The sequence below is a fragment of the Claveliimonas monacensis genome (assembly GCF_014982975.1).
In the GTDB taxonomy this organism is placed as follows: Bacteria; Bacillota; Clostridia; order Lachnospirales; family Lachnospiraceae; genus Claveliimonas; species Claveliimonas monacensis.
On record NZ_JADCKL010000001.1, the window covers coordinates 405,541 to 421,080 of the forward strand.

At 50.7% G+C, this 15,540-nt stretch carries 18 protein-coding genes; 1 reads left to right on the forward strand and 17 read right to left on the reverse strand.

The features are described from left to right. Window positions 1–46 precede the first annotated feature (46 nt). The 8 genes from INF30_RS01940 to INF30_RS01975 form a co-directional block, all read right to left on the reverse strand. On the reverse strand, window positions 47–691 hold the full coding sequence (locus tag INF30_RS01940) for a cytidylate kinase-like family protein (RefSeq protein ID WP_076777391.1): 645 nt from the start codon (window positions 689–691) through the stop codon (window positions 47–49). Between the two features lie 128 nt (window positions 692–819). Then, window positions 820–1,740, reverse strand: coding sequence for an RluA family pseudouridine synthase (locus INF30_RS01945; protein ID WP_226394057.1), 921 nt, complete (start codon window positions 1,738–1,740; stop codon window positions 820–822). Beyond that, window positions 1,712–2,230: a signal peptidase II gene (lspA, locus tag INF30_RS01950; protein ID WP_076777389.1), complete on the reverse strand. Its 519-nt coding sequence runs from the start codon at window positions 2,228–2,230 to the stop codon at window positions 1,712–1,714. The genes INF30_RS01945 and lspA overlap by 29 nt, the downstream gene beginning before the upstream one ends. A gap of 24 nt (window positions 2,231–2,254) precedes the next feature. Further along, window positions 2,255–3,010, reverse strand: coding sequence for a YlmH family RNA-binding protein (locus INF30_RS01955; RefSeq protein ID WP_226394058.1), 756 nt, complete (start codon window positions 3,008–3,010; stop codon window positions 2,255–2,257). A gap of 17 nt (window positions 3,011–3,027) precedes the next feature. Then, entirely contained in the window at window positions 3,028–3,633 is a 606-nt protein-coding gene (locus INF30_RS01960; RefSeq protein WP_226394059.1) for a cell division protein SepF, read from the reverse strand. A 30-nt stretch (window positions 3,634–3,663) separates the two neighbouring features. After that, a complete protein-coding gene (locus tag INF30_RS01965; protein ID WP_226394060.1) occupies window positions 3,664–4,359 on the reverse strand; it encodes a YggS family pyridoxal phosphate-dependent enzyme in 696 nt (231 codons plus the stop codon). Between the two features lie 17 nt (window positions 4,360–4,376). Then, window positions 4,377–5,768: an HlyD family efflux transporter periplasmic adaptor subunit gene (locus INF30_RS01970; RefSeq protein WP_226394061.1), complete on the reverse strand. Its 1,392-nt coding sequence runs from the start codon at window positions 5,766–5,768 to the stop codon at window positions 4,377–4,379. Between the two features lie 16 nt (window positions 5,769–5,784). Continuing rightward, on the reverse strand, window positions 5,785–6,729 hold the full coding sequence (locus INF30_RS01975; RefSeq protein ID WP_226394062.1) for a TIGR01212 family radical SAM protein: 945 nt from the start codon (window positions 6,727–6,729) through the stop codon (window positions 5,785–5,787). Window positions 6,730–6,790: 61 nt separating this feature from the next. On the opposite strand from INF30_RS01975, the gene INF30_RS01980 reads away from it, so the two are divergent. After that, window positions 6,791–7,003 (forward strand): DUF378 domain-containing protein, encoded by a 213-nt coding sequence (locus INF30_RS01980; RefSeq protein ID WP_076777383.1) that lies wholly within the window; start codon window positions 6,791–6,793, stop codon window positions 7,001–7,003. A gap of 125 nt (window positions 7,004–7,128) precedes the next feature. Here INF30_RS01980 and INF30_RS01985 read toward each other — a convergent pair whose 3' ends face one another. From INF30_RS01985 to mreC, 9 genes are read right to left on the reverse strand one after another with little or no spacing between them, the layout of a single operon-like run. After that, the gene (locus tag INF30_RS01985; protein ID WP_226394063.1) at window positions 7,129–8,103 is read right to left on the reverse strand and encodes a D-alanyl-D-alanine carboxypeptidase family protein; all 975 of its coding nucleotides are present in this window, start codon (window positions 8,101–8,103) and stop codon (window positions 7,129–7,131) included. After that, on the reverse strand, window positions 8,087–8,482 hold the full coding sequence (locus INF30_RS01990; protein ID WP_226394064.1) for a methylglyoxal synthase: 396 nt from the start codon (window positions 8,480–8,482) through the stop codon (window positions 8,087–8,089). The genes INF30_RS01985 and INF30_RS01990 overlap by 17 nt, the downstream gene beginning before the upstream one ends. A 17-nt stretch (window positions 8,483–8,499) precedes the next feature. Further along, a complete protein-coding gene (locus tag INF30_RS01995) occupies window positions 8,500–9,642 on the reverse strand; it encodes an FtsW/RodA/SpoVE family cell cycle protein (protein WP_226394065.1) in 1,143 nt (380 codons plus the stop codon). Continuing rightward, the gene (locus INF30_RS02000) at window positions 9,639–9,851 is read right to left on the reverse strand and encodes a cell division topological specificity factor MinE (RefSeq protein WP_076777380.1); all 213 of its coding nucleotides are present in this window, start codon (window positions 9,849–9,851) and stop codon (window positions 9,639–9,641) included. Before INF30_RS02000 ends, INF30_RS01995 begins: the two co-directional genes overlap by 4 nt. Window positions 9,852–9,866: 15 nt before the next feature. Beyond that, window positions 9,867–10,658, reverse strand: a complete 792-nt coding sequence (gene minD / locus INF30_RS02005; RefSeq protein ID WP_226394066.1) for a septum site-determining protein MinD — start codon at window positions 10,656–10,658, stop codon at window positions 9,867–9,869. Further along, window positions 10,640–11,230 (reverse strand): septum site-determining protein MinC, encoded by a 591-nt coding sequence (locus tag INF30_RS02010; protein ID WP_226394067.1) that lies wholly within the window; start codon window positions 11,228–11,230, stop codon window positions 10,640–10,642. Before INF30_RS02010 ends, minD begins: the two co-directional genes overlap by 19 nt. A gap of 30 nt (window positions 11,231–11,260) precedes the next feature. Next, entirely contained in the window at window positions 11,261–14,137 is a 2,877-nt protein-coding gene (locus INF30_RS02015; RefSeq protein WP_408639746.1) for a penicillin-binding transpeptidase domain-containing protein, read from the reverse strand. Window position 14,138: 1 nt separating this feature from the next. Next, on the reverse strand, window positions 14,139–14,657 hold the full coding sequence (gene mreD / locus INF30_RS02020; protein WP_076777377.1) for a rod shape-determining protein MreD: 519 nt from the start codon (window positions 14,655–14,657) through the stop codon (window positions 14,139–14,141). Window positions 14,658–14,660: 3 nt separating this feature from the next. After that, the gene (mreC, locus tag INF30_RS02025) at window positions 14,661–15,539 is read right to left on the reverse strand and encodes a rod shape-determining protein MreC (protein ID WP_076777376.1); all 879 of its coding nucleotides are present in this window, start codon (window positions 15,537–15,539) and stop codon (window positions 14,661–14,663) included. Window position 15,540 lies beyond the last annotated feature (1 nt).

A 15,540-nucleotide genomic window follows, 5' to 3' on the forward strand; every position in this document is an offset into this window, starting at 1 on the left:
GCATGGACGGCGTTCTTTTCTTACATATTTTTTCTACAAACTGTAATTACAGTTTCTTCTCCCGATCGCTCTCTTTGATGGCCACAAGATGTTTAATGGCTTCCGCCGTACCGTCTATACCCAGCACGGAGCTGTCCAGGCAGATATCGTAGCTCTCCGCATCAGACCATTTCTTATTTGTATAATAATTGTAGTAGCTGGAACGCTGTTTGTCTGTCTTCTGGATCATCTCTTTTGCCTTGGCATCTGTCAGGTTATAGATCCTGGCGATCCTGCGTATCCTTGCCTCCATCTTTGCGTGTATGAAGACAGTCAGCACATTGTCAAACTCTTCCAGCGCGTAGTCTGCACAGCGGCCCACCAAAATACAGGGACCCTCGCTGGCAATCTTCTTGATAGCGTCAAACTGCGCCAGGAAGACTTTGTGGTTGATCGGCATATCCGTATAACCTCCCGAAGAATATCCAAGGGAATACGTATCCATGACAAGAGAATAAAGAAAACTGTTGGTGGGCTTTTCATCGTGCGCTTCAAACAGTTCCTCGCAGATGCCGCTCTCCTTGGCTGCCCGGTTCAGCATCTCCTTATCGTACAGCTTGATCCCAAAATCTTTGGCGATCTTATATCCGATCTCGCGGCCAGCGCTTCCAAATTCTCTCCCTATCGTAATAATCGTATTGGTCTTTTCCATACTACCCACGCTCCTTCTTGTTGATCCTGTCAGTACACACTTAGAATTAAGTACTAATGTATGGATGCTTTTTTATTTATTAAGCATTATACAACAATTTGCCGGAAATGTATAGAATTTTACGAAAATTATAGGTTGTTTTTTCTAAGTCTCTCCAATAGTTTCACAAAATATGCCGGAAGAGGAGCCTCCACCTCCAGATACTCTCCGGTGCGGGGATGTACGATACCCAGCGTTCTGGCATGCAGCGTCTGCCCCTGCAGCCCCTTAAACGGACATTTTGCCGGGCCGTAGACCGTGTCGCCCAGGAGAGGATGACCGATGGAAGACATGTGGACCCGGATCTGGTGTGTGCGCCCTGTCTCCAACTCACACTGGATATACGTATAGTCACCAAATCGCTCCAGGACTTTGTAGTGCGTGACAGCTCTCCTTGCATTTTTAGCTTTGGTACTCATCTTCTTCCGGTCTGTGGGATGCCTGCCGATGGGGGCGTCCACTGTCCCCTGCTCCTCCTTGATATTGCCGTGGACAATGGCTGCGTAGATCCGCCTGATGGAGTGCTCCTTCAGCTGCTCTGACAGGCTCTGATGGGCGCTGTCATTTTTACACACGATCAGAGAACCGGTGGTATCCATGTCAATGCGGTGGACAATGCCGGGTCGGATAACGCCGTTGATGCCGGACAGATTGTCACCGCAGTGGAACATCAGTGCATTCACAAGGGTCCCGCTGTAGTGACCAGGCGCCGGATGCACTACCATGCCCTTTGGCTTGTTGACAATGATGATGTCCTCATCCTCGTACAGGATGTCTAGAGGAATGTCCTCAGCGGCTATTTCCGGCTCTTTCAGCTCGGGGACAGTCACTTTTATACTGTCATCAAAACAAAGCCTGTAATTGGCTTTTACAGGCTTTCCATTGACTTCTATCAGATTGTCTTTGATCAGTTTCTGGATATGTGAGCGGGACAGATCCGGCATCTCCAAAGAGAGATACTTGTCGATCCTTACCCCCTCATCATTTTCCACTGTGAAAAATCTGTTCAAGATCTTCCTCCTTATAATACAGCAGCAGGAGCACTGCCAAAAGTACGGCAGACACAGTCACAAAGATATCTGCCACATTGAATACCGGGAAATCGATCAGCTCAAAATAAAAGAAATCAACCACATAGCCGAGCCGCACCCGGTCGATCAGGTTTCCCAGGGCTCCGGAGACGATAAACACAGCACAGATCTGTAAGGGAAGAAATTTACGTCCGGCAGGAATGCGCACATAGGCCAGGACCACCACCACCAGGATCACAGCTGTAATGATGTAGAAGAACCACTGCTGTCCCTGCAGTACACCGAAGGCCGCTCCCCTGTTCTCCAGATAGGTCAGCCGGAAGACGCCGGGGATCAGATCGATCCCATCCGTCCCTTGCAGAAAATGGACAGCCATATATTTGCTCAACTGGTCCAGGATCACACCTGCCAATGCAATTATAAACGCTGTGATGTAATGTTTTGCCGTTTTTTCTGACACAGATGTCATTGTTTTACGCAAGCCTCCGCTTTTCTAAATATATTTCCCCACCTGGATGTACTGGCGTCCTTTCTTGGTCTCCGAGAGGACTCCCTGGTATACCAGCTTTCCCATGCCCCGCACGGAAATAATATCTCCCTCCTTCAGGCGGTATCCGTTGGAGGTGATCAGCTTTCCATTGACAAACACTTTTCCGCCTTCCACAAGCCCTGTCATACGGCTCCTGGACAGAGGAAAAGCGACAGAAAGGACCGTGTCCAGACGGACCGACGCTACTGTTCCCTTCACTGTCTCCAGACGCGGCGTGAAGGAGAAAGACTCTCCATCAATCTTCTCCGTCTTTACCACTGTATGGCGGATCCTTGTGAGCTGCTCACAGATAAAATCAGCCATCGTATCTGTCACAAACACATGGCAGACACTGTCCTCAACCAGCAGATCCCCCAGACAGCTCCTCTCTATTCCCAGATGCAGGATCCCGCCCAGAAAATCTCTGTGGGTGAGCTCCTCAGCAAATTTTCTGTTTGCCGGGCTGATCCGAAGCACAGAAATAGGATACTGATAATCATAATAAAGAGCATCAGGCAGAAATGCAACCATCTGACGCTCCGCAGGCTCATAACCCCCATATGTCTCATACCTGGAAGGAAAGAGATCTTTGGGGGTTGTGTGCAGTATGTTCAGTTCATTCAAATTCAAAAAATCTGAGAAAGTGACAATATCCCTTTTGTATGAAAGATTAGACAGTTCGATCAGACGCTTCTGAAGCATTACTTCTTCTTTGTTCATGTTCCGTCAGACGCCCTCTAAAATCTTGTCCGCATGGATGACGCGTCAAAAGACGTTCCCAGCAGGTCCTGCAGGTCCCCGGAAATATCCACGTTGGTCGGTGTCACAAGGAATATGTAGTTGGAGATCTTCTGCAGATTCCCATTGATGGCAAACGTAGCACCGGATGTAAAGTCAATGATCCTCTGGGCCACTTCAAGATCCAGGCCTTCCAGGTTCAGGATGACTGTGCGTCCGCTCAGGAGTGTCTCTGTGATCTCTCTTGCATCCTCTACAGAGGAGGGCTTGATCACGCACACTTCCATGTTCGGTGCCTGCCTTCTGGAAGAGGGCTGGCGCATGGGTGTGACTTTGCTGCTTCCTGCCGGCTGGTGGGAAGCTCTGGAAGAAGACGGTCTTGCCGATCTCTCATCATAATCGTCATCGTAGTCATCATAGCCGTCATCGCGGTCACGGCCGCTATCTTTTCCTCTATTGAACTTGGAGAGAATGCCGCTTTTCTTTGACGATCTGTCCTCATAGTCGTCATCATCGTAGTCATCATCAAAGAAATCGTCGTTCTCGTAATCGTCATCATCATCGCTCAATTTCATAATGTCAAGAAACTTATCTAATACTCCCATTTTTTCAAATTCTCCTATCTTACGTTATCTTTAACACTGAGCATAATTGCGCGCACCAAACAAACCTGTTCCAACACGAACCATCGTCGCGCCCTCTTCGACCGCTACCTCGTAATCATTGGTCATGCCCATCGAGAGAATACTCATAGTAACATTATCAACTTTTTTTGCTCCTATGTCAACAGATAAGTTGCGCAAACGGCGAAAATATAGGCGATTTTCTTCCGGATCATCCACAAAAGGAGCAATTGTCATCAGTCCGCACACTTTTATATGAGGAAATTTGGCAATTTCTTCTATGGTTTTCTCCACTTCATCTACTTTCAAGCCGAATTTACTCTCCTCCTCGGCCACATTTACTTCCAGCAGGATCCTGGCAGTGATCCCGTGTTTCCCGGCTTCCTTCTCAATGGTCTCAGCCAGGCGCACAGAGTCCACCGAGTGGATCAGATCCACCTTGTCAATAATATATTTGACTTTATTCCTCTGAAGATGACCGATCATATGCCAGTGTATATCTTTCGGGAGAGCGTCATATTTCTCCACGATCTCCTGCACCTTGTTCTCGCCAAAGACTCTTGTGCCGAAATCATAGGCTTCTCGCAGCATCTCCACAGGTTTTGTCTTACTCACAGCGATCAGGGTCACCTCCTTCGGATCTCTCCCTGCCCGCTCACAGGCCTTTCGGATATTTGCTTCCACCTGCTTAAAATTCTCCTGCAACATGACTGTATCAGCTCCTTTTAAAATATGATTTCATCTTCACGGATCTCGCTGCCATCCAGCGCTATATGGTCATAATTAGTAAGTCCGTAGTCACTGCCGGACTCTACAATGTAATACTCTTCATTTTCACTGAGAATCTGCACCTGCTTAAACTCCGCATAGCCTTTGTTGATATTAAACACGCCGTGCAGCGTTCCCTTTTCGCTCATGCTGTATGTCTCGCTGGAGTCGGGTTTAACAAGGACAGTGCCCTCCTCAAAGGCATCTGCGTTCAGATAGACCATGCCGGTCTCATTGTCCCTGTAGTACACCTTTGCCTCCTCAAATGTCGTGGTATTCGCATCAGTCTGCACAAGAACACCGGACTGGCTGCTGTCTCCTCCCTGGGTAATGTAGTCCTGGGGAACGGTGTAGAACTCCTGCTCCACCACAGACGATTTGGGGATCTTCAGCCCGGACTCATCCTCCAGCACCAGCTGGATGTCCAGGAATCGCTCTCCCACATACCTCACCATGGACTCATTGAACGTGATGAATCCAAGATTCACATCCTTATCCTCTGTATTGTAAATAGAAAGGCTTCCTGTGGCCGTCTCACTGTCTTTTGAGAAACGCACCTGAACAGACGAGGTATCTGCCAGCTCCTGGGCCATCTCCTCATTCAGGACAATGACGACTGTCCACTCCTCACCTGTCACAAGTTTGTAAGCCGCATCTCCCGCCTTGACCTTTGTGTTGTCCGTAAACTCTGTGCTTTTATAGTCGGCCCTGGAGAGCATGTCCGCTGTCACCTGCTCCGCCGTGATCCCTTCATAGCCGTCCACAGAGTAGACAACGATCCCATCGTCCGCCGCAGAGTAGGCTGTCACGCCTTCCGCGCCGCTCTGGATCAAGCTGGTCAGCTGGGACTGCTTGCTCTGGGAGGAACTGCTGGAGAGGACATTCTCCACAGATTCCTTGAACGTGTAGGTCTCCTCGAACCTGCTGTTCTGAAAATTCTCGCTGAAACTCTGGGTCTGTTGGAGGATCATCTGCCGCTCTTCCGCTGATACAGACTGCTGCTGTTCCTCCTCTGTTGCCTGCCCGGAAGAAAGATCCAGCTTCTGTGAGGAGAGGCTGTACACGTTCGTCTTTTTCCCGACTTTGCTTCCCTCCGGCACAAAATAGTTAATGTATCCATCCGCCTCTGCATTTACCACCGTCTCCTCTCTCAGGACAAGACCTGTGTAGGCATTATCCCTGAAGATGGAACCCTCACGCACTTCATAGGCGGAGACGTGTTTCGCTGTGGTGTATGTAAGTATGGTAACAACAAGATAGATAAAAATAATTCCAAAAATAATGATTCCTATATTGAAATTCCATTTTTTCCGGTAAACCTGAATATTTCCCTGTTCTTTTCCAGACAAAATGATGCCTCCTGTGTCATTTCTTCAAAGCCGCTCCGCCAAGATAGTGAAAATACTTTCCCTGCCAGGCGTCCCTTTTTCGCATTTCATTTTCCGCCTCATCCCTCAGCTTCCACCAGCTGGTCCCCCAGTTGCAGAACACCGCATCTCTTTCCGGCACACGGCCGAACAGGCGCTCCACAGCAATATCCGGGCTGAGCCAGCACAGAAATGCAATGAGTCGATCCATATACTCCTCCTTGGAACACAGAGATATTGTACCATTTTCATAAGCTTCGCACAACACTGTGTTTTTTGCGATATAGAGGGAGTGTATCTTGACCATATCAACCCGCAGCGCCGAGAGGATCCTGGCTGTCTCCACCGCATCTTCCATTCCGTCTCCTGGATAGTTCAGAATCACATGCGCGCAGACCTGAAATCCGTATGCCTTGGTCTGCAGGACCGCGTCTATAAACTCCGCCAGGGAATGCCCCCGGTTCATCCTTTTCAGGGTATGGTAATTGACCGTCTGCAACCCCAGTTCCAGACAGATGCCGGTTCCACGCTTCGCACGCAGCCGATCCAGCACCTCCAGGTACTCCCCGGAGACACAGTCCGGTCTGGTGGAGATGTCGATCTCCACAATGTCCCTCTCCACTGCCGCTTCCTCTACATAAGCTGAAAAATCCTCCAGTGGCAGAAATGTATTGGTATAGTTCTGGAAATACGCGATGAATTTGTGGGCGTTGTATTTCTTCTCAATCTTCTCCCTTGTCTGGCGGAGCTGCTCTCTCACAGGCACCGCCGGAGACAGCGCCTCAAATCCCGTCCCGGCCTCTGCGCAGAAAGTACAGCCTCTTCCCCCGTTAACCCGGTTTGGACAGGTGACGGGAATATTGACAGGGAGCTTATAGACTTTTTCGCCATAGATTTTTTTTAAATATTCTGAGTAGGGAAAGTATAATTTTTTCTCTGACATGAATTTTAAAAATCCTTTCCGGGTATACTAGCACTATCTCATGAATAAAGGAGGAACTTTCATGAAATGGTTTGACAATATCTCACTGGCACTCGTGATCATCGGTGCCGTCAACTGGCTTCTGATAGGTATTTTCCGTTTTGATCTTGTAGCCTTTCTCTTCGGGAACCTGACCTGGCTCTCAAGGATCATCTACACGCTGGTAGGGCTCTGCGGCCTGTATGCGATCAGCTTTTTTGGAAGAATACGAAATGCATCCGACACGCAGGTCTGATAAAGATCCGGCTCTGCGCCGGGTACACATGAAAACATGTCGGGAGGGGTATCCTGGTATACAACACCGGATGCCCCTCCCTCTTATTATATGCGCAGGCGCTTTTTTAACGCTTATCTGTCATCTCATCCCTCCAGGGACGGGATCTGATCGATCAGCGCTGTCATATCCTGATAGAGAAGAGGTTTGTCTGCCGCTCCCATAACGATCGAGATGTAGTAATCCCCGCCTGCCGCCTGGTCAAGAAGGACGAGACAATTCCCGGCCTCCCCTGTGTAGCCTGTCTTTCCGCCGATGACCGTAGCCCCCGTGGGAAGCGCCGCCTCTCCTCTCGCGTAGAAGCTGGTGGGCTCCCAGGTAACAGACCTGACCGCTCCGTCGGCACCGGTAATCTGTGCCGTGTAGGAGTCAGCGCTGATGATATCCACAAATTCATCGTACTTGACAGCCTCGTTAAAGATGAGATACATATCGTAAGCCGTGGTGTAGTGGTCCTCATCATGAAGACCGTTTGGCGTCACAAAGTGAGTCCCGGTGGCCATCAGGTTCTGTGCCTCCTCATTAACCATCTCCATAAAATTCTCCTCTGTGCCGCCCACATACTCCGCAATGGCCACCGCGCTGTCATTGCCGGAGGGAAGCATGAGCCCGTAGAGGAGGTCCCGCAGGGTGAGCTGATCCCCGGTCTGAAGGCCGGCGATGGAGGCATCCCAGGAAAAGCTGGATGCCGATGCAGCGCTGCTCACCGTGACAACGTCGTCCAAATTACTGTTTTTGATAGCCACAAGGGCTGTCAGTATCTTTGTGGTGCTGGCAGGGTAAAGCCTTGTAAACAGATCCTGCCCGTAGATAACCTCTCCGTCTGTGACATTGAAAAGTCCCATCGCGTGGAGGGAGCTGTCCCCGTCAAATCCTTCCAGTGAGACATCCTCAGCAGACACGCACAGATCCTCGGCAAAAAGTTCTGCCTGATAAATATTTTTACTGTAGTTTTCTTTTTCGTAGGACAGGACTGCATCATTTGCCCCGCAGCCTGTCACTGCCAACAGAAGGGCGCAAAGACTCCCTGTCAGCACGATCTTTTTACCTGTACATTTCACGCCAATCCAAATCTCCTCTGTCAATTGCAAGAACTATGATCTCAGCCGTGGCGAGATTTGTCGCCATGGGAATATTGTGCATATCGCACAGCCGGATCACGTCGTTCACCTCAGGCTCATTAGGCTTGGGGGACTGGGGATCCCTGAGAAAAATAAGAGCATCTATATCGTTCTGTGCGATCTGGGCTCCCAGCTGCTGTTTCCCTCCCAGCGGTCCTGCCAGGTATTTATGGACCGAGAGGTTCGTCACTTCCTCAATAAGACGCCCGGTAGTGCCGGTAGCAAACAGGTTGTGTTTGCTCAGAATCCCCCTGTATGCAATGCAGAAATTCTGCATCAGGGTCTTCTTGGAATCATGTGCGATCAGGCCAATATTCATACAATGCATCCTCCTCACTAAAGTGTATTTAGCTTATCCTGATATTTCTTCGGCTGCAGTCCCACGTTGAGCACAAGTCCGATTCCCAGGTACATGCTCCAGAGGGATGTAAGGCCGTAGCTTACAAACGGCAGCGGTATACCTGTATTTGGGAATATCTGGGTGGCAACCGCAATATTAATAAATGACTGGATTCCGATAAGAGCTCCCACTCCGCAGCATATAATCCTGCCCGTCGTGTCCTGGGCCCTTATCCCTATTAATATACATTGTATCACTATCAGCAACAGCAATGCAATAACAATACAGCATCCAACAAAACCTAATTCCTCACCCACAATGGCAAAGATGAAATCCGTCTGGGGCTCCAGGATGAAGTTTCCGTTTTTTACCGATGTGGTGGTGTTATTGTTGAGTCCCTTTCCCGTCAGCTGTCCCGATCCGATGGCCATGACCGAGTTGTTCTGCTGGTATGCCTCGTCGCTGGCATACTCTTCCGGGTTCAGCCAGGCCAGGATACGTTTCTGCTGGTAATCGTCCAGGATATTCTGATCCGGCTGCACCACAAGGCTCAGCAGGATGACAGCCACCGGCACGGTGATCAAAAGCACGGTCCCGATGAATTTGTAGGAGAGTCCGCCCACATACATGAGCACGCAGAACAGGACCGCCGTACAGATCGTGGTGGACAGGTTCGGCTCCTCGTAGATCAGGGCCAGCGGGATCAGTATCAGCACCACCGCTTTCAGGATCGTCCGTCTGCTGCTTAAGTCCTCCTCATGCTTCATGATAAACCTGGCGAAGAAGATGATCAGAAGAATCTTCGCCAGCTCCGATGGCTGGAAGTTTGTAAATCCCACATCGATCCATCTCTTTGCCCCGTTTACCGTCTCACCGATCACCAGCACCAGTGCCAGCATGCCCACCGACAACAGGTACAGGATCCAATAAAAATTGGCAATCCACACGTAGTCGATCAGGGAGACTACCACCATGAGGATGATAGCCAGCACAAGACCCGTGATCTGCCTTCCCTGGTAGGCCTCGTTAGCGCTGCCTATGACAAGAACGCCAAGGCAGGAAATGGCCAGCACAAGGATCACAAGGGAAAATTTATAGTCTTTTAATCTGTAAGGTTTTGTTATCTTTAAAAATTTCACTGCTTTTCTCCTGTAAGTCTGATATGTACATGTGTTCTGCTGTAGGAAACTTCAAATTCTTCGGGTGTAATCTCAATATATTTTGCAAGAACCTGGTAAAGCTCGTGGCTGATCCTCTCGTAGGCCTCCGGCTTGCATTTCATGCGGTCGGATACGACCAGCACCTTCAGCCTGTCCTTTGCGATCCGCACAGAAGAACGTCTTGCCATACTCCCGATGCCTCCTTAATTTTTATGGAAAATATGCGTCAGTCTCGACCAGATCCCGGTTCCTGACTCCAGGTCAAGAAAGGAGACCTCCTCACCTGTGATCCGCCTGCATATATTTCTGTAAGCCTCGCCGGCTTTTGATTCCATAGATATGACAGGCTCCCCCTGGTTCGTGCCGATGACTACCTGCTCGTCGTCGGGGATGGCACCGATCAGCGGAATGGAGAGGATCTCCGTCACGTCATCCACAGACATCATGTCTCCCCGTCTGACCATGTCCATGCGGATCCGGTTAATGATCAGATCGATCTTCTGGATCTTTTCTGCCTCCAAAAGCCCCACAATGCGGTCCGCATCCCGGATCGCCGAAACTTCCGGCGTGGTGACGACCACCGCCCTGTCCGCCCCGGCTATGGCATTCTGAAATCCCTGCTCGATCCCCGCCGGGCAGTCCAGAAGGATGTAGTCATAGGTCTCCTTCAGCTCTGATGTGAGTTTTTTCATCTGTCCGGGAGACACAGCCGTCTTGTCCTTTGTCTGGGCTGACGGGAGCAGATAGAGATTCTCATACCGCTTGTCCCGTATCAGCGCCTGCTTCAGCCTGCACTTTCCTTCTATAACATCTACAAGATTATATACAATAAAATTTTCCAGTCCCATGACAACGTCCAGATTCCGAAGACCCAGGTCCGTGTCAATGATAATGACCTTCTTGTCCAACATTGAAAGACCTGCCCCGATGTTCGCGGTAGTTGTCGTCTTTCCGACACCGCCTTTTCCCGATGTGATTACAATAACTTCGCCCATGAATAACTTCCTCCTATTACTGGTTTCACTTTTCTGCCGCCTATGCGCAGTTTTTCCGGGCTCATGTGAAGGGCTGCCACAAAAACATCCGTCCTGCCGGATGCTCCGGCCTGGGCGCTGCCCAGCAGCGCACCGATCACCACGATGCTTCCTTTTGAGACAACGGTGGCTCCCTCCTCCACATCTCCCACGATCACGATGCTGGCCTCTGACTCCAGCACCTGATTTCTCTTCAGTGTCCCCCTGTAGAAACGGCCGTCCTGCCCGGGCATTTCGGCCTGCGTCTGTTCTACGGCGCTTCGGTATATTTTCTCGTTCCTCTCGTCATGATCCAGTATACACAGGATCTGTATCCCGGCGGAGCCAGAAATTGCATCCACAATCCTTCGCTCCTGCTCTTTTGTAAGAATACGGTTTTCCAGGCTGACCGCCATCTCGCCTCCCTCAAAGAAGCGGGCGGCCGCCCTGAATTTACTTTCTATCTCTTCCAGCAGCTCATCAAATGGAACATTGTCGTCCAGATAAACTGCCAGGCCGTATTTACTGCCCTTGATCACGACATGGTCTTTCAAAATACTCTGCCATCTCCCAGCTTTGTTTATTTAGTCTCCGGAAGTATTGACTGCGATCTGTGCAGCCTGTCCTGTAATGAGCTGCGCAGGATCCGTTATCTGGTAGTAGTACTGGAATATATTGCTTCCCACCTCTGATGCATAGGTGGAACTGTACCCGTTTGCGATTCGGATGGCCATGGCCACCTCCGGATTGTCGCTGGGGGCAAAGCCCACGAACAGTCCGTGGTCCGCGTGGGTCGTGCTCTGCTGTGCGGTACCGGTCTTTCCCGACACGCTCAGCGAGCTGGCGTTGATCTCTGTAAATACAGAACTGTTCTGCACCACGCCCTCCATACCGGCGTGGACTGCATCCCAGGTAGACTGGGAAACGCCCTCTATCGTCCGGGCCTCCCCGTTCTGGTACTCTTCCACCACTTCTCCGTCCACGTTCTCCACCCGGTCGAGAAGAGTCAGTTCATACAGAGTGCCCTCATTTGCCACAGCAGTGATATATCGTGCCAGCTGACTTGTGGTGTAATTGTTGGTGCCCTGTCCCATCGCAGATCGAACAGAGTCCTCATCCGAAATCTTCGGATCCATCTCCGGTATCTCCAGGCCGCTTGTCTCATTCAGACCGAACATCTGCGCATATTTTGACAGTCTCTCCAGGCCGTAGTCGCTGGAGTAGGTTCCGTCAGTCTGCATGCCAAGCTGATAGCCGATATTGTTAAAAAATTCATTACAGGAGTTCGTGATACCACTGACCACATTCATGGTACCGTGGCTTGCCGGGTATACCCAGCAGTGTACTTCCGGACTGATGACATCGTAGGTTCCGTCACAGTACACGGTCGTTCCTGTATCGATGACACCTTCTGTCAGGCCGGCAACAGCGACCAGCGGCTTGTAGGTAGATCCCGGAGCCGTTGTCTCCTGTGTGGCACTGTTGTAGAAAGGCTGCGAAGTACTGGTGTTCAATTCATTATAGTAATCGCTGTCCATGGTATTGGCCAGACGGTTATTGTCGTATCCCGGGTAAGAGACGCAGGCCAGCACGTCCCCGCTGTCCGTGTCTGTGATGACTACAGATCCCCTGCAGGGCTCCAGTCCAAGCTGTCCCGGCGTGATCTCCAGAGACTGTATCTTGCTGCGCAGGAAATCGTAGGCTCCTGTGGCGCCGGATGCCAGATTGTTGTACTGGGTCTCATCCATAGGGAGTACCCCCTGCTCATACAGGATCATGCAAAGCTCTCTCCCTGTCACAGTTCCGGCTTTGATCATATACTGGTAAACCAGCTTGTCAAAGTCCGTACTGTTCCGAAGCCGATCCGTCACATAGGAGATCATGGCATTGTACACTTCCGATGAGTCTGAGTAGTTCCCCTCCGAGGAGAGATAGTCCTGCAGCTTTGACGCATCCACCCAGTTCTGGGAGATAGCGTAATTGAGGTATGTGTAGATGTTGATGGTCTCCTCGTTCCTCCACTGCTGGTAGGTCTCATCGCTTGTGTCAATGGCGTCACTCATGATCACACCGTTGTCCCCTGTCAGCACGTCATTGACAATGTGGGACAGATAAGCCTGCCATTCTCTGCTCATATCCCGGTAAGCAGAGGCGTTCCCATCCTGCATGATGGAAGTCAGCTGGCTGATCACCTGCTCCTTGTAGGGAGCAAATTTCCCGTACACCGACTGTTCGGCGCTGCCTGCATCCTCCGCTGAAAAGTGGCTCATGTCCACGATATCGTTTTCTATAAAAGCATTGTAGGCGTCCCCGCTTGCCACGATAACATCCGCCGCGTCCTCTGACTGGGTGCGGTCATAGTCCAGTATATTCTGCATGCGGGACAGAAGTATACCGGCCAGCTCCTGCTCCAGGATGTCGTAGGCGGCCTTTTGGAGGTTCGCGTCTATGGTCAGATACACATCGTCGCCGGCTTTCGGCTCTGTCTCTCCTACCGTGTCGATCACCCGCCCCACGCTGTTCACATAGAGCTTGACCTCTCCTTTGTCCCCCTGAAGGGTGCTGTCCAGGATCTGTTCCAGACCGGATTTACCCACTGTGTCTGTCAGATCGTAGTTCTCCTGCTCCTCCTCGCTGAGGGCATTGTACTCCTCCTGGGAGATCTGCCCTGTATATCCGATGAGGTTGGCAAAATACTTGCTGTCTGTGTATCTCCGAAGAGACTCTTCCTCGATGTCCACGCCCTGCAGCTCGTCCAGATGTTCCATGATCTCAGCCACTGTCTCGTCGCTGACATCCTCCGCCACGGTGGTGGGGATATATTTCTGGAAGCTGTTAAGCCCGATGGCATAGCGGATGTTCACCATCTTCAATACCTGGGATCTCTCCAGCTTGTCCTGGTCGATCCCGTATCCGTAGGTCTCATCGGTACACAGGTAGTCTATGATCTCCCCGGCGGACATACCGCGCTGCTCCTCATCCAGCCCATCAATGTACCGCTCGCCAAACACGTCCGCCACAAACCGGAGCCGCTGGGTCTCGTCGGTCATGGAAAACTGGTACTCGCCGCTCCCGTCAAGCACGATACTGAAATCGCTGATCACGGAGTCCCCGTTGCCCTCCACGATCTCTATGATCTGTGTGATCTCGTCGTTCAGAGCCTTGTTTTTCTCAGCTGTCGTGTCATACACTCCGTTGTCCTCGATGGTGACCGAGTAAGCCAGCTCATTGTAGGCTAAAAGAGTCCCGTTTCTGTCGTAGATATTTCCGCGGGTTCCCTGAATGGTCCGCGTCTTCTGTATCTGGAGCGTATAGTCCTCCAGATAAGACTGCCCGTTCACAATCTGGAGCTGAAAAAGTCTTCCCACCAGAATAGAGAACATGATGCAGAAAACAATGGCTGTTACGACTGCCCTTCGCTGGAACAGTTCGTAAATTCCTGATTTAATACGTTCCCAAATACTATACAAATCTGCTTGCACTCCTTTGTTCTTCGGCCTCTAGTTTACGGTTCACGTGAAGTATGATCTGATACAGCACGATTGTCACCAGGATCGTGTACACAAGTTCCGGCATGATCACATGTATCAGATAGTATCCAAAACGGAAATCCCCCTGCATCATAAAAAAGCAGACATAGACGATCAGCCCGTATGCCAGCTCGCTTCCCGCGATCAGCCCCAGCGGAAGTTTAATATCCTCATCAAAAAACAGACGCTTGAAACTGCCGTTGAGATATCCGATCACAGTAAAGATCAGCGTGTAAAAACCAAGCACGCCTCCCCAGAACACATCCATCAGAAGGCCGCAGGAAAAGCCTACTGCCATCCCCGTCTTCCTGCCCCGCATAAACCCGAAGGCGGATGTCAGGATGATCATCAGGTTGGGCCTTATGGAAGCAAACTGAAGTTTGGAGAATACTGTAGCCTGCAGAAGAAAACACACGATGATAAAACAGGCTGTGATGATCTTTCTCTTCATAGGCTACTCCCCTCCGTTCTCCGCTTCGTCTGTCTGGGTCAGATCCTCCTTTGTCGTTGTGATGACAAGCACTTCCTGCAGGTTGCTGAAATCAACCGCGGGAGTGATATAGCCCGAGCGGGTCAGATTGTTGGAGTCCACATTGATCTCTGATATATATCCGATAAACAGCCCCTGGAGATAGGTGGAGCTGATATGGGAGGTCACTACCTGCTCTCCCACCTGGATCTCGTTGTCATTGTTGGGCAGATTTTCAAAGCGGATCCGTCCGTCCTCCATCAGTGTCAGGTCTCCCCGCACGATACACAGATCCGAGGTGGACAGCACCATGCCGCTGATGTTGCTCTCATCGTCAATGACTGCGCGCACCTGGGCGTAGTTGGGCCCCACTTCCGTCACAATGCCTGCAAGCCCGCTTCCGGCAAGGACATTCATATCTTTGCGTATGCCGTCCTCGCTGCCCTTGTCTATTGTAAAAGAATTGAACCAGTTGGTTCCGTTATTTGCGATCACATGGGCGCCCACTTTTTCATAGTCGCCGTAATTCTGATCCAGCTTGTAGAGTTCCTGAAGGCGCTCCAGCTCATACTGCTCCTGGTTCAGTCTCGTATTGTCTATTGTCAGCTGATCCACTCTCTCCTGCAGCTGCTCGTTCTCCTTCCTCAGGTCACTGAGAGTGGCAAAGTTGTCTGTCAGATCACTCATCCAGGTGCCCACGTAGCTGATCCCCTTCTGCATGGGGACAATGGTATAGTTGGCGACCCAGCTTAAGGGACCGCCCCCGTCCATAAAGCGCTCCGCCCCCAGAAGGATCCCGCACACGATCACAAGTATAAGGAGAACATATTTACTTGGAAGGGTATTTTGATTTTTGATCTTCATA